This is a genomic window from Rahnella sp. 1L-D-7-B-C2 (assembly GCF_057290995.1).
Window position 1 is genome coordinate 15,016 of record NZ_JBXAVQ010000013.1, and the last position, 18,868, is coordinate 33,883.

The window sequence follows — 18,868 nt, forward strand, 5'->3', positions numbered from 1 at the left end:
ATTTCTCCTCTAAATAACGCCCAGCGTTCGCAATAAATACAGGCCGAGCGCGGTGGTGAAAAATGATCCCAGCGTGGTGACGGCAATAATGTTCGCCGCCAGCGTCGCGTTGCCGCCCATCGCGCGGGTCATGACATAACTGCCCGCCGCCGTTGGTGTGCAGGAAAACAGAAAGATGACGCCAAGCGCCGCATCGCGAAAACCAAACGCCCAGGCGCCGGCAGTCATCAGCGCCGGAACGAATATCACACGCGAAGCCGATGACCAGGCTGCGACGTTTGAACTGCGAAACATTGCCCGCCAGTCGAGGCTGGCACCCGCGCACAACATCGCCAGCGGCAGAGCCATGCCGGAGATAAACGCGCCAGTGCTGGCAAGGGTAGCTGGCATCGGCAAATGGCTATGCTGGAAGATCAGCCCGAGCACCAGACCAATGATCAGCGGATTGGTTACTACGCCATATAAAATCGGCTTTATCCCGATACGTTTGCCCTGCCCGCCCTTCAGGCTGCGCGTCAGCGTGATCACCGACAGGACGTTAAACAGAATCACCGTCACCGCCAGGTACATCGAACCGAGCGCGATCCCTTCGCTGCCAAACGCCAGCGAAGCGTAAGCCAGCCCCGCAATTCCGGTATTAGCGCGAAATCCTCCCTGAACAAAAATGCCACGCTCACGCGGATCTTTCACAAGTTTTAGCGCCACCAGTTCCAGCAGCAGGAAAGAAATAACCGTCGCGACACCACCGTAAATGGCCAGCGGCAGATTGGAACCTGAAGAATCATGCCCCTGCGCCACGCTGAAAAAGAGCAGGCAAGGTAACGCGATATTGAAAACTAACCGGCTGGCTTTCTCATTAAAACTATCGTCCATCAGGCCAGTACGGCGCAGCACCATGCCCAACAACAAAATTAATAAATTAGGTACCGTGACGCCAAATGCAAAACTCCAGGTCTGCCAGAACATCCAGCCAACTCCTCGCGCAAAATTGAGACAAAAAAATGGGGTACATTTTCATGCACCCCATCAGTTTTAGGATTTGTTTTTCAGGTGCTGCAGCAGGCGTCTGCGCTTACGCTGCTGATGTGGTGACAGCGTGTTTTTCTTGCCTTCATAAGGGTTCTCACCCTCTTTGAACTGGATGCGGATCGGCGTACCCATCACTTTCAGTGAACGACGGAAGTAGTTCATCAGATAGCGCTTGTAAGAATCAGCCAGATCTTTCACCTGATTTCCGTGGATCACCACGATTGGCGGGTTATAACCCCCGGCGTGGGCATATTTCAGCTTCACACGACGACCGTTTACCAGCGGAGGCTGGTGATCGTCAGCAGCCATCTGCATGATACGGGTCAGCATAGAAGTGCTGACGCGCGTGGTCGCGCAAGTGTAGGCTTCAATCACGGATTCGAACAGGTTACCCACGCCGCTGCCGTGCAGAGCAGAGATGAAGTGAATACGCGCGAAGTCGACGAAGCCAAGGCGCAGATCCAGCTGATCTTTCACCTGAGCACGCGCTTCTTCACTCATGCCATCCCACTTATTCACCACAATCAGCAGTGAGCGCCCGCTGTTGAGGATGAAGCCTAACAGCGAAAGATCCTGATCGGAGATACCGTCGCGGGCATCAATCACCAGCATCACGACGTTCGCGTCTTCAATTGCCTTCAGGGTTTTAATGACGGAGAATTTTTCAACAGTTTCAGTAACTTTACCGCGCTTACGCACACCAGCGGTGTCGATCAGAACGTATTCACGTTCGTCGCGCACCATCGGGATATAAATACTGTCGCGGGTGGTGCCTGGCATGTCGTAAACCACGACGCGCTCTTCGCCCAAAATGCGGTTAGTCAGTGTGGACTTACCCACGTTCGGACGCCCGACAATAGCCAGTTTGATTGGCAGAGATTGCGGATCGAAATCGTCTTCTTCATCTTCCGGGATTTCATCACCGGTGGCTTCCTGCTCTGCCCAGTAAGCGGCGTTAGCCTCTTCTTCGGTCAGTTCGACTTCTTCAGGTTTAGCCCCAACGAACGGTACCAGTACGTGCTCAATCAATTGTGCCACACCACGGCCATGCGAGGCCGCGATAGGGTAGACTTCGCCTAAACCGAGTGAGTAGAAGTCACCGATGGCGCTGTCGGGGTCAATACCGTCAGTTTTGTTCGCCACCAGGAAAGTCGCTTTTTCACGGCTGCGAAGATGCTGGGCAATGCCCTGATCGGCAGGCATCAGGCCCGCGCGCGCATCGACCATGAACAGAACGATGTCCGCTTCTTCGATAGCCAGCAGAGACTGGCCAGCCATACGGGTTTCAACACCATCTTCGGTACCGTCGATACCGCCGGTATCCACGATGATGAATTCATTACCCTCAATCTCAGCACGACCATACTTGCGGTCACGCGTTAGCCCCGGGAAATCCGCAACCAGCGCGTCACGCGTCTTGGTCAAACGGTTAAATAAAGTGGATTTACCCACATTCGGGCGCCCAACAAGCGCAACGACAGGTATCATTTTGAAGCCTCAGTGTTTTTATTTATAGCTAAACGCAAATAGTCTGTTGCCCTTCTGTTTCGGACAAACAGCTATAATTCAATTTGTTACAGCGCAATCCAGATTTCAAATTGCACGGTTTTCAGAATACGAAACGGCCCCTGAGCAATTCAGGAGCCGTTTTTAAGCCCGCGATCAAACGATCTCAGGGCCAGACGCCGGGCGCGGTTTTAGCGGGTGAAGGAGTAGACTTCGCCACCTTTCGCTTGTACCACCAGCTTGTCGCTTGCCACAATCGGCGCACTCAGGAAGCCATCACTGTCGACTTTCTGCTGAGCAACGAAACGACCGTCCGTGGTGTTGATCCAGTGCAGATAGCCTTCTGAATCACCGACTACGATATACCCATTATACAGCACTGGCGCGGTAAGATTGCGGTGCAACAGATCGCTTTGACGCCACAGGCTCACGCCGCCCTGCGTATCCAGCGCCATCACACGGTCATCCTGATCGACCATGTAGATACGACCCGCATCGACGATGATGTCATTCACAGAGCCGACATCACGTTTCCACATCACCTGACCAGAACGCAGATCCATCGCCACCAGATTGCCGTTGTAAGCCAGCGCATAAACAACGCCATCAACGATAACCGGTGTGGTATCCACATCACTCAGACGGTCGATTTCAGTCGTACCGGTGGTTTGTGAAATACGCTGCTGCCAGATCAGCTGACCTTCTTTCATCAGCACGGCGCTGACGCGGCCGTTATCACCGCCGACAATGGCTGCACCGAAGGCAACCGCCGGGGCAGATTCACCGCGCAGAGACAGCGTCGGCATATCGAGGTTAGCGGTCCACTGGATTTTACCATCAGACTCGCTCAGACCCTGCAACATACCGTTGCCAGTGTGTACCAGCACTAAACCATCGCTGACCACAGGACGGGACAATGCTTCGCCCGCCACTTTGGTCTGCCATGCCACGGTGCCATCTTCAGTATTCAGCGCATAAACCACCGCTTTTTCACTGCCGACGTACACATGGCCGCCGGAAACGGTCAGGCCGCCGGAAAGCTGTGCCGAACGATTGCTGGAGAGGAAACCAGTTTTTTCAGACAGGTTAACACTCCATTTTTCTTTACCGCTGTCAGCATCCAGCGCTTTCACGATGCCAAAACGATCGGCTGCGTAAATGGTGCTGTCCTGCCAGGCCGGACGCAGATGGGAGTAAAAATCACCTACGCCATCGCCTACGGATTTGCTCCAGACTTTCGTCGGAGTAAATTGATTCTCAACTTTTGGCAGCGGGGACATTTTGACGACATCTTCTTCGCTGTTAAACAATGAACAGCCACTCAGCAGGGCAACAGAAACCCATCCTACCAAGAGTGTTTTACGCAATTGCATCGGGGTTCCCCTTAGCTGGCTAAGTTGTTCAATTTCATACGCAGCATCGTTTGCAGCGTTTGAGAGGGTTTAGATTCCAGACCTTTGCTGAAGGCATCACGAGCCCCTTTCGCATCGCCTTTAGCGAGCAGAACATCACCACGGATGCCTTGCTGCATTGCTGCCCAGCCTTCACCCTTCACGCCGTCTAACGTTTTGAGTGCATCATCAAATTTGCCTTGCTGCATCTGGACACGTGCCAGACGTAAATTCACCAGCGAACGTAAATTGTCTTCTTTGGCCTGCCCCTGCGCCTGCGTTAACTGCTTTTCAGCATTGGCGAAATCTTTCGTTTCGACAAAGTGATCGGCCAGTTGCAGAGCGGCAAACACACCGTAATTGTTGTCATTGCTCTGAGCAAACTTCTCGAGCTCGGCCACGCCTTGCGCATTTTTGCTGGCCATTGCCTGATTAGCTTTCTGGAAAGACGCAGAAGCTTCCGTCAGGGCAGAGTCCTGATGGCTCTGCCAGAAACGCCAGCCGCCCAGAGCTACAATACCCAGAACAACGCCAATGGCCAGCGCTTTACCGTTTTCGGCAAAGAAGCGACGTACAGCATCAACCTGTTCATTCTCAGTGGTATAGACTTCCACAGTGTCCTTCTCCTTAACCCAACATCGAAGCCAGACGCCCAGCAACTTCACTGTGCGTCAGCGTTTCTTGTGTTCCAGTTTGCAGGTCTTTGACTACAACCTGCTGGTTAGCGACTTCATCTTCGCCTAATACCAGGGCAACGCGCGCACCCCATTTATCAGCACGGGCGAATTGCTTCTTGAAGTTGCCGCCACCGTAATTCGTCATCACTTTCAGTTCCGGCATGGCATCACGCAGCGTTTCAGCCAGTTTCATGGCTACACCTTGTGTACCCGCGCCGGAAGAAATAACGTAAGCATCTACCGTCGCAGGTGCTTTGAAGTCCGGGTTTACGGCCTGAACCAGTAATACCAGACGCTCAAGCCCCATCGCAAAACCGACGGCAGGTGTCGCACGACCGCCCAATTGTTCTACCAGCCCGTCGTAACGGCCACCCGCACACACGGTACCCTGTGAGCCCAGACTGCTGGTTACCCACTCGAACACGGTGCGGTTGTAATAATCTAGACCGCGCACAAGTCGCTGATTAATCGTATATGGGATACCAGACTGCTCTAAAAGTTCACACAGACCTGCAAAGTGTTCTCTTGATTCATCATCAAGATAGTCACCGAGCTCTGGCGCATCGTTCAATAACGTCTGAATGTCCGGATTTTTGGAATCCAGAACACGCAGAGGATTACTGTACATACGACGTTTGCAGTCTTCATCCAGCTTGTCTTTATGCTGCTCAAGGAAAGCCACCAGTGCGTCACGATAGTTCGCGCGGGCTTCCAGTGAACCGATAGAGTTCAGTTCCAGCGTTACGTGCTCGGAGATGCCCAACGCACGCCACCAGCGGGCGCTCAGCAGGATCAGTTCCGCATCAATATCCGGGCCTTGCAGACCGAAGACTTCGACACCCAACTGATTAAACTGACGATAGCGTCCTTTTTGCGGACGCTCGTAGCGGAACATCGGGCCGATGTACCACAGACGTTGTTCCTGATTGTACAGCAGACCATGCTCGATACCGGCGCGCACACAGCCAGCCGTCCCTTCAGGGCGCAGCGTCAGGCTTTCACCGTTGCGATCCTCAAAGGTGTACATTTCTTTTTCCACGACATCGGTCACTTCACCGATAGCGCGTTTAAACAATGGGGTCTGCTCTACAATCGGCATACGGATTTCGCTGTAGCCGTAACCGCCGAGTACCTGTTTCAAAGTACCTTCGATACGCTGCCACAGCGCGGTGTCTTCCGGCAGGTAGTCGTTCATGCCGCGAATGGCCTGGATATTCTTTGCCACGTCAGTTCTCTATCGTTTTATAAAAAATGAACCCGATTATAGGGGGTTTGTGGTCTGCGGTTCAACGCACAGACGCCATCACCCCTGTCGGGTTCAATATAATGCGGGCTTACTCTGACGCCCGCAACCGATGTTACTTTTCAAGATGATTGATAACGATACGTTTACTCTCATCCATAATCGCCGCTTTGGCGCGGATCTTGGCTTCTAACTGATCGATCATCTGTTCGTTATCAAAACGATCTCTCTGACGAACGCCGTCTTCATAGAAACCGCTTTTATTATGACCGCCAGTGACGCCAATCGTAGAAACCAGCGCTTCGCCCGGACCGTTCACCACGCAACCGATGATGGAAACATCCATTGGCGTGATCAAATCTTCCAGACGCTGCTCTAATGCATTGACGGTGCCGATGACATCAAACTCCTGGCGCGAACAGGTCGGACAGGCAATAAAGTTGATCCCACGGGAACGTATGCGTAACGATTTCAGAATATCAAAACCGACTTTGACTTCTTCGACCGGATCGGCGGCAAGCGAGATACGCAACGTGTCGCCGATACCTTCAGACAACAGCAGGCCGAGACCGATGGCAGATTTCACCGAACCGGCGCGTAAACCGCCGGCTTCCGTGATGCCCAAATGCAAAGGCTGATCGATACGCTTCGCCAAAAGACGATAAGACTCGACGGCAAGAAACACATCAGAGGCTTTTACGCTGACTTTGAACTGATCAAAGTTAAGTCTGTCGAGAATATCGACATGGCGCATCGCAGATTCCAGCAGCGCTTCCGGCGTAGGTTCGCCGAACTTTTCCTGGATATCTTTTTCCAGAGAGCCACCGTTCACACCGATACGGATAGGAATATTGTAGTGACGGGCGCAGTCCACCACGGAGCGGATGCGTGATTCATTACCGATGTTGCCCGGATTAATGCGCAGGCAATCAACTCCGTATTCAGCCACTTTCAGCGCGATACGGTAGTCAAAATGGATATCAGCAACGAGCGGAACATCCACCTGCTGCTTGATAAGCTTGAACGCCTCAGCGGCATCCATGGTAGGCACAGAAACGCGGACAATATCGACGCCCACGCGTTCCAGCGATTTGATCTGGGCGACCGTCGCCTCGACATCTGTGGTGCGGGTGTTGGTCATCGATTGCACAGCAATCGGCGCGCCATCACCTACAGGCACCTTGCCGACATAAATCCGGGTTGATTTGCGACGGGTAATGGGTGCTTGGTTATGCATTACTTCACTCTCCATCGTTGCAATCGTCCGACAAGCTGCCGATTACTCGGCAGCGATAGTCAGGCGCGCAACACGGCTTGATTTTACAAAACGACTTAAATCAACCGGCTTGCCCTGGAATTGAATATCCACTGCACCCGGTGCGCCGATTTTCAGCTTATAAGGTGCAGTTCCCTTCACGCTCAGGGTTTCGCCGCCTTTTTTGATGCCGCTGAACAAGGTTTTACCTGACGCGTCATCGATCTGTAACCAGCAATCGGCTTTGAATGTCAAAGCGACAGCTTGCGGATCAGCACCTGCAGCAGCAGTTTGTGCATCACCGGTTGGCAGACCATTCTCAGCCGTTGCTGGCTGGCTGGTGGATACCGCAGCAGGTGCTTGTGCTGCAGGCGTTCCGGAGGAAGCCGGTGCGCTGTTATCCGTTGGCGTTTGCGCCGTGTTCAAAGGAATTGAGTTCTGTGATTGTGGTGCCGTCGCTGCTGCGTCAGGCGCAGAAGAGGGATCTTCTGTCGTCGGTGCAGAATTAGCGTTGTCACCACCGCCCAGAGGTATAGTTTGCCCCTGGCCGTTATCCTGATTCAGTTGGGCCGTAGACTGATCGGCCATTGTCGCGATTTCTTCCTGCTGCGCCTGATGGTTTTGCCACCACCATGCACCGGTCAGGCCAATCACCACAAATACCACCAGCCAGGTAAAGCCCATCAGCCAGCCATCGCGTTTTTTGCGAGACTTACCGAGAGAGAAACCCTGCATAGAAGCGACTTTCGGCACTTTAATCGGGGCTTGCTTACCAATCAGGTTTAAGAGCTCTTCTTCCGGGATATGAACCAGTTTGGCATAGGAACGAAGATAACCACGCAGGAAAGTCGGCGCGAGATCGGCCGGCGTCGCATCTTCTTCAATTTGGCGAATCGTAGAGACTTTCAGACACAGGCGTTCTGCAACGGCCTGATGGCTGAGCCCTAACTCTTCACGTGCCTGACCCAGGCGTTGGCCTGCGGTCAATTTAACTTTATTTTCTTGGGAGGCTTCAGTATTCATTAGCTAAGAACTGCTGGTACTGTTTGGATTGTGGATAACTTCGCGCAAGCTGCTTACCGAAGCGTTGAACGCTGTCCGGATTGCCCGCTAACGCAGCGAATCGAATTTGTAACATAATGCTGTCAGCCGTGGCTGGCAGGACATGCTGGTAGATATCCAGTAGAAGTTTCGCCTGAGCGCGATTCCCTTCTTCAAATTCTTTGGTTGCCTCTGTCAGCAAGGGTGCGCCTTTATCGGGATCGGTTTTTAATGCCCGGCTCAGTAACACTCGCGCTTCCTCATTCTGATTTGCCTTCAGAAAACAGTAGCCTGCATTTTCGAGACTGTCTGCCACCTGACCGTAATCAGGCGCATTGGCTGCGGCGCTAAACTGCTGTTGTGCCGGTACATACTGCCCTAAACTACACAAAAACGCACCGTAATTATTTAAGACGGTCCCATTTTGAGGAGCCAGCTTCAGCGCTTGCTGATAGCGGCTTTCAGCAGCTTTCTGATCGCCGGTTTTTTGCTCGTAAAGTGCCATGCCCAACTGAGTACGATAATCATCCGGCGCACTGTCTGAGGCTTTTTGCAGATTTTGTTTCGCCGCATCCATATTCCCCTGAGAAAGATACGCCATTCCCAGTTCAAGACGCGTTTGGGATGCACCGGTTGCTGCCTGCGTCTCTTTCGGGGAGCTTGAACACCCCGTCAACAGAGAAACCGCCAAACCGGCAGCCATCAGCATTTTCGTACTGTCTTTCATTGCCATGCTTAATTCCCTTTATTCTGCCACCGACAATAAAACGCAGGGCTTTGAGGGATACCTCCAGGCCCTGCGCTGACCTTCTGACGATTAAACGGCTTTAACGGAAATCTGCTGCTCAGCCGCCATCTTTTTCTTCAACGTACGTTTGGTGCGGTCAATGACGTCACCGGCCAGCTGGCCACAGGCGGCATCAATGTCATCACCACGGGTTTTACGCACGATGACGGTAAAACCATACTCCATCAGCACTTTAGAAAAACGATCAATACGGCTGTTTGAGCTGCGGCCATACGGCGCGCCAGGGAACGGGTTCCATGGGATCAGGTTGATTTTGCACGGCGTATTTTTCAGACGCTCAGCCAGCTCATGCGCGTGCTCGGTGCCATCGTTGATATGGTCGAGCATAACGTACTCAATGGTCACGCGGCCCTGATTGGCGTTGGATTTGCTGATGTAACGTTCAACGGCGGCCAGGAACGTATCGATATTGTACTTGCGGTTAATCGGCACGATTTCATCGCGGATAGTGTCGTTCGGCGCGTGCAGGGAGATAGCCAGCGCAACGTCAATCATGTCGCCCAGCTTATCGAGCGCAGGCACGACGCCAGAGGTAGACAACGTCACGCGGCGTTTAGACAGGCCAAACCCGAAGTCATCAAGCATGATTTCCATCGCCGGAACGACGTTGGTCAGGTTCAGCAAGGGTTCGCCCATGCCCATCATCACGACGTTAGTGATGGGACGGATGCCCGTAATTTTGGCAGCACCGATGATTTTCGCCGCACGCCAGACCTGACCAATGATTTCGGACACGCGCAGGTTACGGTTAAAGCCCTGTTGAGCCGTGGAACAGAAAGTACATTCCAGCGCGCAGCCGACCTGGGAGGAGACGCAAAGCGTGGCGCGGTCGCCGTCCGGGATATACACGGTTTCGACCAGTTGCCCGCCGACCTGAATCGCCCATTTGATAGTGCCATCGGTAGAACGTTGTTCGGAAGCGACTTCCGGAGCGCGGATTTCAGCCACGCGCGCCAGCTTGTCACGCAGCGGTTTATTGATATCGGTCATTTGCTCGAAATCATCGCTGCAATAGTGGTACATCCACTTCATGACCTGATCAGCACGGAACGGTTTCTCGCCCATGTTGATAAAGAACTCACGCATTTGTTTGCGGTTAAGATCAAGAAGGTTAATTTTTGCGGCAGCAGGAGCAACAGTTTTCACTTCCTCTGCAGAAATCGGGAAGGTTTCAGACACGTTTTGCTCGGGAGTTGTTGATTCTAACATAATGAAATATGGCCTCGTTGTTACACGTTATGGCGCCAGGGAAGTGCAGAACCGTCACTGTCTGCCCGCACAAGCGGCATTCAGGTGGCCTGCAATAAATTGCGCCCCGAAGAGGCTGGCTCATTCGGGGCGCAACATTGTACAAATTTTAGGGCAGAGTTGCCATGTTTGGAAGGTGACGCTGACAAAATTCTTGCGAATTTGCGGTCTGTCTTCCGGCAATGACGCCCGAAAATCTTAACGCGGGCAGATTTCGCTTTCGTCGAAGAAGTAAGCGATTTCGCGTTGTGCGGATTCTACTGCATCAGAACCGTGAACGGCGTTGGCAGTGAAGCTGTCAGCGAAGTCTGCACGCAGGGTACCGGCCAGTGCGTTTTCCGGGTTAGTTGCCCCCATGATGTCACGGTTACGCTGAACTGCGTTTTCGCCTTCCAGCACCTGAACAACGATCGGACCAGAAGTCATGAACTCAACCAGACCGTCAAAGAATGGACGACCTTTATGCTCAGCGTAGAAACCTTCAGCCTGCTCTTTGGTCAGTTTCAGCATTTTAGAAGCAATGATGGAGAAACCTGCGCGTTCGAAACGAGCGTAGATAGCGCCAATGTCATTGTTAGCAACGGAGTTTGGCTTGATGATGGAGAAAGTACGTTGGATAGTCATGGAAAAACCTCTGTCTGACTTTTATAGGTAGGGCCGGTTAATTTAATGTTATACCTGCCGTAAAATGGCGGTGATTATAGGGAGCGAAGTTAAGATTGCCTACCCGAATCACAACATTTAATTAAAAAAATGCGGCATTGATTCACGATCATGCACAAACTGCCTATTCCCCTTAAACAAAACAGGGGCAATAAGGGGATTAACGTCGAGATCCCCTTGCGGTTTTAGGCCTGTCCGGACGAAGGAATAATATTACGCAGCCAGCTTCCCCACTTACGCTGATAGAACGGCTGCGTGTGACTGATCAGATAATGACTGATGCCACGTTCCTTTTCAGAAACAATACAGAAATCCACAGGACGGTCGTCCGGTGAGGTTTCGGCGGCCACGTTGCCCGCTTCGCGGATCAACGCATCAATTTCGTGTTCATCACCGTCGGCTTCCACGCCGATCAACAAGTTGGGCTGATCGTCGACAGTTTTATCGTGGATCAGTGCCATGAATGCCCTGCGCACCGGTTTTTTCTGCGTGAACAGCGTGGTCAGTGCGTCAATCATCGCCGACGGATACTCTTCCGGCTGGCCGATCAGCAGTTGGCTTTCTTTATCCAGCACCAGTTCTGATGGCGCATTCAGCCCGCCGTTGCTCAGCAACTGCGTCACTTCGCTCGGGTAAAACTCTTTTCCGTATTCAGACTTGGGATTTAGAAACAGCTCCTCGCCCTGCGTCATTTCAAACAGCACGCGGGCGGGCAGTGCCACAAAGGCCTGCTCATCCGGGCTTTCGCCGGCGCTGGCTTTTTCCAGCACGTCGACGGAAGAAAAGAAAGGAATGATCGAGCTGCCGTCCTGTTTTTCCCAGTGCAGGATATTCAGTTCGCTGCCCGCAGTGATCGCCACACTGCCCTGCGTTTGCGCATTATCCTGACCGGCATCACCCAGAACAAACACGGTGGAATCCAGCAGCATCTGGTAAAACGCCGGACGCCAGGCGGCAGCGGTCACGGACAGACGGAGCAGTCGCTCCAGCTCGTTTTCACCCTCCGTCGCAGCGCTACCCGCAGGGAGATGATCGTGTGGGACACTCATGGTTCTTTACTCCGGTAAAGGTATAAAACGGGGCGCCCGTGAGCGCCCCGTAAACTTACAACGAAAACAATATTGGATTATTTGGCTTTGTTTAACAAAAGATTAGCTACAGTACGCACGCCCAGACCGGTGGCACCGGCAGACCACTGGTCAGCCGCGCTTTTGCGGTAAGTTGCGGAACAGTCGATGTGCAACCAGCCTTTTTTGTAATCCGTCACAAAGTGAGACAGAAACGCCGCTGCCGTACTTGCACCGGCGGTGTGGGAAGGACCGGCGATGTTATTGAGTTCAGCGAAGTTAGACGGCAGATGGGAACGGTGGAACTCTTCCAGCGGCAAACGCCAGAACGGTTCGTGTTCGGCTTTGGCGCTTTCCAGCAACTCGGCGGCCAGGGCATCATCAAAGCTGAACAGCGCATGGTAATCGTTGCCCAGCGCCGTTTTGGCCGCACCGGTCAGCGTTGCCGCATCAATCAGCAGTTCGGGATTCTGTGCAGAGGCGTCGATCAGGCCATCGGCCAGCACCAGACGGCCTTCCGCGTCGGTGTTCATCACTTCAACGGTTTTGCCATTGCGGTAGCGAATGATATCACCCAGTTTGAGCGCATTGCCGCTGACCATGTTGTCCGCGCAGCACAGATAAAGCTTCACGCGTTTATTCAGGCCGTTGGCCGCGGCCAGCGCCAGCGCACCGGTCAGGGTGGCTGCGCCGCCCATGTCGGCTTTCATGGAATCCATAGAGCCGCTCGGTTTGAGGCTGTAACCGCCGGTGTCGAAAGTAATACCTTTGCCGACCAGGCAGGCGTAAACCGGCGCTTCTGCGTCGCCGCTTGGGTTGTAATCAAGCGCCAGCAGAACCGGAGCGCGATCTGAACCACGGCCAACAATGTGCAGACCGTTATAATTTTGCTGGCGAAGATCGTCACCTTTGGTGATGCGGTAGCTGACTTTGTCGTTACCAAATTCGCACATCAGATCCACAGCGCGCGTTGCCAGTTGCTCTGGTGACAAGTCTTCTGCTGGGGTATTGATCGTGTTGCGCACCCAGTCGATGATTTTCAGGCGCTGTTTCAGCGTGTTCGAATCATCATCTGATAATTCGGCCCATTCGACGTTACGGGTGCCTTTCGGGCCACGGAAGCCTTGCCAGAATGCCCAGCTGTTTTCGAGATCCCAGCCTTCACCGGCCAGTTTAACATTTTTAACGCCCTGACCGTCGATACGACGTGCCGCGCGGGAGATTGCCGTCAGCGCGTCGCCGCCATTCAGATGAATGGTCATGCCCGCAGAATCGGTGCTCAGTGCGGCTTTTTCGCCCCAGCGCGCATCGGCTGGCTGAGTAGAAAGGAAAACGGGCATGGCTTCATTGGTCGTTACTTCGGAACTCATAACAGCACTCCTGATTGTTTTTATCTTCAATGATGACAGGTAAATCGCCCTTTTATAGGGGTTACTTCATTTCGTATAAACCGGTGGCAGTTCACGCAGGCGGCGGACAGATTTCACCACCAGCGCAATGGCATAATCAATTTCGTCTTCGGTGGTCCAGCGCCCCAGCGAGAAGCGGATGGAACCGTGTGCCAATTCTTCGCTCAATCCTATGGCACGCAAAACGTAGGAAGGTTCAAGGCTGGCGGAGGTACAAGCGGAACCGGAAGACACTGCCAGATCTTTGAGCGCCATGATCAGAGACTCCCCTTCCACGGCGGCAAAGCTGACGTTGAGGATGTTGGGTGCCGCGTGCTGCGGCGATCCGTTCAGATGCACCTGATCCAGTTGCTGAATGCCCTTCCACAGGCGATCCCGTAGTACGGTCAGACGTTCTGCTTCAGCGATCATCTCTTCTTTGGCAATGCGGTACGCTTCGCCCATGCCGACAATCTGATGCACCGGCAGCGTCCCGGAACGCATACCGCGCTCGTGGCCGCCGCCGTGAATTTGTGCGTCGATACGCACTTTCGGTTTGCGACACACGTACAGCGCGCCGATGCCTTTCGGGCCATAAATCTTATGTGCGGAGAACGACATCAGATCGACCGGCAACTCGCTGAGATCGATAGCTATCTTGCCCACGCTCTGGGTCGCATCGACATGGAATAAAACGCCGCGACTGCGGCAAAGTTCGCCCAGCGTCGCGATGTCCTGAATTACGCCGATTTCGTTGTTCACCTGCATGATTGACACCAGAATCGTCTCCGGACGCATCGCCGCTTCCACTGCCGCTGGAGTGATCACACCGTCTTTGCGCGGAGCCAGATAAGTGACTTCGAAACCTTCACTTTCCAGCTGAATACAGGTATCGAGCACCGCTTTGTGTTCGGTCTGGCTGGTGATGATGTGGTTGCCTTTCGCACGCTGCGCATGGGCTGCGCCTTTGATAGCCAGATTGTCAGATTCTGTCGCGCCCGAGGTGAAGACAATCTCACGCGGATCGGCATTGATCAGATCAGCTATCTGGTTACGCGCCACGTCCACGGCCTCTTCGGCCTGCCAGCCAAAGCGGTGCGAGCGGGAGGCCGGATTGCCGAAAGTACCGTCCAGTGTCAGACACTGCATCATCATCTGCGCAACACGCGGATCGACCGGCGTGGTGGCGGAATAATCGAGATAGATAGGTAATTTCATGGCAGGCAAGCTCCGGACTGCGCGTTCGTTATCGAACGAAAGAATTAAAAACGACAGCCAGTTTAAAACGGCTTCACGGATTCTTAAAAGGGAAATGACGTTTTGCGGGCACTAATCGGTAAGAATTGACGTCAGTAAAAGAAAAAAGCCCGCGGAAATTAATTTCCCGAGGGCTTTTTTAAGCGTCGATCATCAGTGGAAAAAGAGATTACGCTCTTAAATTCACATTGATCGTTTCCATCTGACGGCCATTTGGCTGACGACGGACTTCACCATTCTGACGGTCGGCCACTTCCAGGATTTCCTGGTTGTTGACCAGCTCTGCCAGCGTAATGTTGTTGAGGAAACCGCTGATGCGCTCGCTCAGATCACGCCACAGAGTATGAGTCAGACAGCGTTCGCCGTTCTGGCACCCTTCTTTACCCTGACAACGGGTTGCGTCAACGGATTCATCAACGGCAGTGATGACTGCGCCAACAGCGATATCCGCTGAATCTTTACCTAACAGATAACCACCGCCCGGACCACGAACGCTGGCAACCAGACCGTTTTTACGCAGACGCGAGAACAGCTGCTCCAGATAAGAAAGGGAGATGCCCTGGCGCTCAGAAATGTCAGCCAGTGGTACCGGTCCTTCCTGTGAATGCAGCGCTACGTCAAGCATAGCGGTCACGGCATAACGGCCTTTGGATGTCAGTCTCATAGCATGGTTACCTGTGTTGAATTACTTAAAAATACAATGGTTCGGAATATGCAAATGAGTCTGCCATTCCCGAGTAAAACAGTCAACTATTTAACCTAGTAATTTACTCAAGTATTACAGAGCCGTAAGAACGATGTAGAAGAGAAAACGCAACCCCATGATAATCAGACTAAAAACTGCCTTTATTATCAGAAAGCGAGGCTTATTCCTTGCTGTTCTTAGTCTTTTCGATCGACGTCAGGATGCCGCGCAGGATGTTCAACTCCTGAGATTCAGGTCGCGCACGGGTAAATAACCGACGCAATTTGCTCATTACCTGACCGGGATGTGCCTGTCGGATAAAGCCGGTTTCCAGCAGCGTATGTTCCAGATGCTGATAGAAACGCTCGAGGTCATCGACCAGCGGATACGGTGACTCTTCATACTCTACCTGCGGCTTCGCAGCTTCCAGTAAGGCAAGGTGCGCCACGCGCACTTCATACGCGATGATCTGTACAGCCATCGCCAGATTCAGCGAGCTGTATTCAGGGTTCGCCGGGATGCAGACGTGGTAGTTACACTTTTGCAGTTCTTCATTGGTCAGACCAACGCGTTCACGACCAAACACCAGTGCGACCGGCGCGGTTTGTGCCGCGATGGCGCTGTGCTCGCCGCATTCACGCGGTTCCAGCATCGGCCATGGCAACGTGCGCGAACGGGCGCTGGTGCCGATCACCAGACTGCAGCCCGCCAGGGCTTCGTCCAGCGTATCAACGATCTTCGCATTCCCGATAACATCACTGGCACCGGCAGACAAAGAGATGGCCTGAGAGTCAGGTTTCACCAGCGGATTGACCAGATACAGGCTGGATAATCCCATGGTTTTCATGGCACGGGCGGTAGAGCCCATATTGCCAGTGTGGGAGGTTTCAACTAATACAATACGGATATTGGGCAGCATACAAACTCTGAGCGTGGCGGAAAATCACAACAGCCTATCACAACGGTAGTTAATTTTCAGAACCCCTGCTATACTGCGCGCCGTTTCCCGTATTCCCGTTCTTTAACATCCTAGTTGGAAGATATCCATGCATCCGATGCTCACCATCGCCGTGCGCGCTGCGCGCAAGGCCGGTAACCTGATTGCCAAACATTACGAAACGCCAGATTCTGTAGAAGCGACTCAAAAAGGTACCAATGATTTTGTTACCAATGTAGACCGCGAAGCCGAGCACATGATTATCGACGTCATTCGCAAGTCCTATCCAAAACACACCATCATCAGTGAAGAGTGTGGCGAACTGGAAGGCGAAGACAAAGATGTACAATGGATTATCGACCCGCTGGATGGCACCACCAACTTCGTTAAACGCTTCCCACATTTCGCTGTATCTATCGCCGTGCGCATCAAAGGCCGCACTGAAGTCGCGGTAGTTTACGATCCAATGCGTAACGAACTGTTCACCGCGACCCGCGGTCAGGGCGCACAGCTGAACGGCTATCGCCTGCGCGGCACCAACGCCAAAGACCTCGACGGCACCATTCTGGCGACCGGCTTCCCGTTCAAAGCCAAACAGCACGCAAAAAGCTACATCAATGTGATCGGCAAGCTGTTCACCGAGTGTGCGGATTTCCGTCGCACCGGTTCTGCTGCGCTGGACCTGGCGTATGTCGCCGCGGGTCGCGTTGACGGTTTCTTCGAAGTGGCCCTGAAACCATGGGATTTCGCCGGTGGTGAGCTGCTGGTACGTGAATCAGGCGGCGTAGTGACTGACTTCGTTGGCGGCCACAACCATTACTCTTCTGGCAACATCGTTGCCGGTAACCCGCGCGTTGTTAAAGGTATTCTCAATACCATGCGTGAAGAACTGAGCGAAGCGCTGAAGCGTTAATTCCGCTGCTTATCAGTTAAAAAAAACGGACGTCCATTGCGGGCGTCCGTTTTTTTATGGTTTTAGCGACCGAACGGGCCGCCCAGCCCCGATGAAGCCTCTCCGCCCCCCGCGCAGTAAAGCAGGATGCCTGCCACCAGCAGCACAACTCCTCCGCCCAGTGCCAGCAGAGACCACGTAATGCGTTGCCAGACCGCTGGCGTCCGACTGGCGCTCAGCTTCACCGCCAGCGCCCGGCTGTAAAATACCAGCACGCCAATCAGGGAAACGGTAAGCGAGGTGCCGATGGCCATCGCGATAGCAGAAATCACGCCCCAGCTGTATACGCCGATCACCTTGGCAAACAACAGCACCATGATCGCACCTGAGCATGGCCGCAGCCCCATCGCCAGCACGATCGCAATTTGTGTACGCAGATCGCCACCCGCCTGCAACTGTTTATCACTCGGCACATGCTGATGCCCGCAACCACAATGATCGTCATGAACATGCGGCAGCGCGCCCGGCGATGAAATACGGCGTATCTTCATCGCGGGTACTGGCCGCAGACTTTTCAGCGTGTGATAAACGCCTTTCAGCGACCGCCAGCACAGCAAAAGACCGAGCAGGATCACCAGAATGAAACTCCCCTGCTCCATCCAGAAACTACTCTGATGCAGTTGACGGGAAGAGAGTTGCAACACGCCGAGCACCACGCTGACCAGCAATATCGCCACCAGTCCCTGCACTATCGCCGAAGCGAAGGTCAGTTTCAGGCTACTTTTCAGCCGGGAAGGATGGGTGGCAAGATAGGTGGTGATGACGATTTTTCCGTGCCCCGGCCCGATGGCGTGGACAACGCCGTAAATCAGGCTAAAGCCCGCCAGTGTCAAACCCGCCCGCATCGGATTTTCTTTTACCTGGCGCAATAGCCCCGCCAGTTCCTGATGTAAATCCCGCTGCCACATAATGCTGCTGAGCAATATGCGCGGCCAGTAATGCATCAGCAGGAAACCGCCTGCCGCCAGCAGAATCAGAAAGACCGCCAGCGGCCACAGATCGCGCCAGGAAATCGTTTTCGACGACGTTGAGATCAATGACATTCCAGCGTGACCTTCTGAGCGAACTGCTGACCGAGATCCATGCTTTCCGGCGGCGCATCGGCTTTATCGAGCGACAGCGCGTAGCTTTGCAGCGAGGCATTTGGCTTTGGCGTAAACAGCACCAGCGTGCAGCGATTTTCCAGCGCCGGCGGCAAATGCAGCGCGGTTTTATCTTTGTAGGTCATATCGACAAAATAGGACGGGTCAAACGTCATAAACTCCATCGGTTTCCCGGTCAGTGGCTGAGGTCGGGCGAGCGGGAGAACAAACTCGAGCACCGCCTGATCGCCTTTTCGGGAAAGCTGATATTCACTCGGTAAGTCCAGATATTTCACCGGTTTTCCCTCACGATAAAAGTTGGTGAAATAATGCTGACTGAGCACGCGCGCCATCACTTCTGCTGCCAGCTTCTTCCAGATATCTGAACCGGTTTTGGCATTTTGCGCGTCATACAACAAATCTGCCGAGGTGATTTCATCCATCGTCCAGACCATTTTCAGACCGGTTAACGAAGTCTCGTCGGCGACCAGCGTAGTCTGCATATCAATAAAGCTGTGCGGGTGCGCAGACGCCGTGCCCGGCAGGCAAAAAAGCGCCAGCGCCAGCCAGCGCATACTGAGTCCTGAGAGCCTGTCCCTGGTTTTTTGCAACGTCACTCTCCTGTAAAGCATCATTAAA

At 53.4% G+C, this 18,868-nt stretch carries 18 protein-coding genes; 1 reads left to right on the plus strand and 17 read right to left on the minus strand.

Going from position 1 to position 18,868, the window contains the following annotated elements; all coding sequences use genetic code 11:
* Positions 1-9: 9 nt before the first annotated feature.
* The 15 genes from AC0Z7K_RS18080 to trmJ form a co-directional block, all read right to left on the minus strand.
* On the minus strand, positions 10-966 hold the full coding sequence (locus AC0Z7K_RS18080; protein ID WP_413529128.1) for an AEC family transporter: 957 nt from the start codon (positions 964-966) through the stop codon (positions 10-12).
* 66 nt (positions 967-1,032) lie between these two features.
* Positions 1,033-2,517, minus strand: a complete 1,485-nt coding sequence (gene der / locus AC0Z7K_RS18085; protein ID WP_485615395.1) for a ribosome biogenesis GTPase Der — start codon at positions 2,515-2,517, stop codon at positions 1,033-1,035.
* Positions 2,518-2,726: 209 nt separating this feature from the next.
* The gene (gene bamB, locus AC0Z7K_RS18090) at positions 2,727-3,908 is read right to left on the minus strand and encodes an outer membrane protein assembly factor BamB (protein ID WP_413529127.1); all 1,182 of its coding nucleotides are present in this window, start codon (positions 3,906-3,908) and stop codon (positions 2,727-2,729) included.
* Between the two features lie 11 nt (positions 3,909-3,919).
* Entirely contained in the window at positions 3,920-4,540 is a 621-nt protein-coding gene (locus AC0Z7K_RS18095) for a YfgM family protein (RefSeq protein WP_413529126.1), read from the minus strand.
* Positions 4,541-4,553: 13 nt separating this feature from the next.
* Positions 4,554-5,828 (minus strand): histidine--tRNA ligase, encoded by a 1,275-nt coding sequence (gene hisS / locus AC0Z7K_RS18100; protein ID WP_413529125.1) that lies wholly within the window; start codon positions 5,826-5,828, stop codon positions 4,554-4,556.
* A gap of 133 nt (positions 5,829-5,961) precedes the next feature.
* Entirely contained in the window at positions 5,962-7,083 is a 1,122-nt protein-coding gene (gene ispG / locus AC0Z7K_RS18105; protein ID WP_485615396.1) for a flavodoxin-dependent (E)-4-hydroxy-3-methylbut-2-enyl-diphosphate synthase, read from the minus strand.
* A gap of 42 nt (positions 7,084-7,125) precedes the next feature.
* Positions 7,126-8,124, minus strand: coding sequence for a cytoskeleton protein RodZ (gene rodZ, locus AC0Z7K_RS18110; RefSeq protein WP_485615397.1), 999 nt, complete (start codon positions 8,122-8,124; stop codon positions 7,126-7,128).
* Positions 8,114-8,851, minus strand: a complete 738-nt coding sequence (gene pilW / locus AC0Z7K_RS18115) for a type IV pilus biogenesis/stability protein PilW (RefSeq protein ID WP_485615456.1) — start codon at positions 8,849-8,851, stop codon at positions 8,114-8,116. Before pilW ends, rodZ begins: the two co-directional genes overlap by 11 nt.
* 108 nt (positions 8,852-8,959) lie before the next feature.
* Positions 8,960-10,159 (minus strand): dual-specificity RNA methyltransferase RlmN, encoded by a 1,200-nt coding sequence (rlmN, locus tag AC0Z7K_RS18120; RefSeq protein ID WP_485615398.1) that lies wholly within the window; start codon positions 10,157-10,159, stop codon positions 8,960-8,962.
* Positions 10,160-10,396: 237 nt separating this feature from the next.
* Positions 10,397-10,822 (minus strand): nucleoside-diphosphate kinase, encoded by a 426-nt coding sequence (ndk, locus tag AC0Z7K_RS18125; protein ID WP_112164814.1) that lies wholly within the window; start codon positions 10,820-10,822, stop codon positions 10,397-10,399.
* 224 nt (positions 10,823-11,046) lie between these two features.
* Positions 11,047-11,910, minus strand: a complete 864-nt coding sequence (sseB, locus tag AC0Z7K_RS18130; protein ID WP_413529121.1) for an enhanced serine sensitivity protein SseB — start codon at positions 11,908-11,910, stop codon at positions 11,047-11,049.
* Between the two features lie 77 nt (positions 11,911-11,987).
* Complete coding sequence (gene pepB / locus AC0Z7K_RS18135) at positions 11,988-13,298, minus strand: aminopeptidase PepB (protein ID WP_485615399.1); 1,311 nt, start codon at positions 13,296-13,298, stop codon at positions 11,988-11,990.
* Positions 13,299-13,364: 66 nt separating this feature from the next.
* The gene (locus AC0Z7K_RS18140; protein WP_485615400.1) at positions 13,365-14,534 is read right to left on the minus strand and encodes an IscS subfamily cysteine desulfurase; all 1,170 of its coding nucleotides are present in this window, start codon (positions 14,532-14,534) and stop codon (positions 13,365-13,367) included.
* Positions 14,535-14,742: 208 nt separating this feature from the next.
* Complete coding sequence (iscR, locus tag AC0Z7K_RS18145) at positions 14,743-15,237, minus strand: Fe-S cluster assembly transcriptional regulator IscR (RefSeq protein ID WP_056781306.1); 495 nt, start codon at positions 15,235-15,237, stop codon at positions 14,743-14,745.
* A 202-nt stretch (positions 15,238-15,439) separates the two neighbouring features.
* Positions 15,440-16,177 carry a tRNA (cytosine(32)/uridine(32)-2'-O)-methyltransferase TrmJ gene (gene trmJ / locus AC0Z7K_RS18150; RefSeq protein ID WP_413529118.1) on the minus strand — a complete coding sequence of 246 codons (738 nt, stop codon included), beginning with the start codon at positions 16,175-16,177 and terminating at the stop codon, positions 15,440-15,442.
* A gap of 127 nt (positions 16,178-16,304) precedes the next feature.
* Between trmJ and suhB the strand changes: the two genes are divergently transcribed.
* Positions 16,305-17,108, plus strand: a complete 804-nt coding sequence (suhB, locus tag AC0Z7K_RS18155; RefSeq protein ID WP_112164805.1) for an inositol-1-monophosphatase — start codon at positions 16,305-16,307, stop codon at positions 17,106-17,108.
* A 62-nt stretch (positions 17,109-17,170) separates the two neighbouring features.
* On the opposite strand, the gene AC0Z7K_RS18160 is transcribed toward suhB, so the two are convergent.
* Both AC0Z7K_RS18160 and AC0Z7K_RS18165 read right to left on the minus strand, forming a co-directional pair.
* Positions 17,171-18,190, minus strand: a complete 1,020-nt coding sequence (locus tag AC0Z7K_RS18160) for a nickel/cobalt transporter (RefSeq protein ID WP_485615401.1) — start codon at positions 18,188-18,190, stop codon at positions 17,171-17,173.
* Positions 18,181-18,804: a DUF1007 family protein gene (locus tag AC0Z7K_RS18165; RefSeq protein ID WP_485615457.1), complete on the minus strand. Its 624-nt coding sequence runs from the start codon at positions 18,802-18,804 to the stop codon at positions 18,181-18,183. The genes AC0Z7K_RS18160 and AC0Z7K_RS18165 overlap by 10 nt, the downstream gene beginning before the upstream one ends.
* Positions 18,805-18,868: the final 64 nt, after the last annotated feature.

Coding starts and splice junctions, on each gene's coding strand:
- sseB (WP_413529121.1), bottom strand. CDS start 11,910: ATGAGTGTCCCACACGATCATCTCCCTGCGGGTAGCGCTGCGACGGAG.
- trmJ (WP_413529118.1), bottom strand. CDS start 16,177: ATGCTGCCCAATATCCGTATTGTATTAGTTGAAACCTCCCACACTGGC.
- bamB (WP_413529127.1), bottom strand. CDS start 3,908: ATGCAATTGCGTAAAACACTCTTGGTAGGATGGGTTTCTGTTGCCCTG.
- rodZ (WP_485615397.1), bottom strand. CDS start 8,124: ATGAATACTGAAGCCTCCCAAGAAAATAAAGTTAAATTGACCGCAGGC.
- suhB (WP_112164805.1), top strand. CDS start 16,305: ATGCATCCGATGCTCACCATCGCCGTGCGCGCTGCGCGCAAGGCCGGT.
- AC0Z7K_RS18080 (WP_413529128.1), bottom strand. CDS start 966: ATGTTCTGGCAGACCTGGAGTTTTGCATTTGGCGTCACGGTACCTAAT.
- der (WP_485615395.1), bottom strand. CDS start 2,517: ATGATACCTGTCGTTGCGCTTGTTGGGCGCCCGAATGTGGGTAAATCC.
- ndk (WP_112164814.1), bottom strand. CDS start 10,822: ATGACTATCCAACGTACTTTCTCCATCATCAAGCCAAACTCCGTTGCT.
- pepB (WP_485615399.1), bottom strand. CDS start 13,298: ATGAGTTCCGAAGTAACGACCAATGAAGCCATGCCCGTTTTCCTTTCT.
- AC0Z7K_RS18140 (WP_485615400.1), bottom strand. CDS start 14,534: ATGAAATTACCTATCTATCTCGATTATTCCGCCACCACGCCGGTCGAT.
- ispG (WP_485615396.1), bottom strand. CDS start 7,083: ATGCATAACCAAGCACCCATTACCCGTCGCAAATCAACCCGGATTTAT.
- AC0Z7K_RS18160 (WP_485615401.1), bottom strand. CDS start 18,190: ATGTCATTGATCTCAACGTCGTCGAAAACGATTTCCTGGCGCGATCTG.
- AC0Z7K_RS18165 (WP_485615457.1), bottom strand. CDS start 18,804: ATGCGCTGGCTGGCGCTGGCGCTTTTTTGCCTGCCGGGCACGGCGTCT.
- iscR (WP_056781306.1), bottom strand. CDS start 15,237: ATGAGACTGACATCCAAAGGCCGTTATGCCGTGACCGCTATGCTTGAC.
- pilW (WP_485615456.1), bottom strand. CDS start 8,851: ATGCTGATGGCTGCCGGTTTGGCGGTTTCTCTGTTGACGGGGTGTTCA.
- rlmN (WP_485615398.1), bottom strand. CDS start 10,159: ATGTTAGAATCAACAACTCCCGAGCAAAACGTGTCTGAAACCTTCCCG.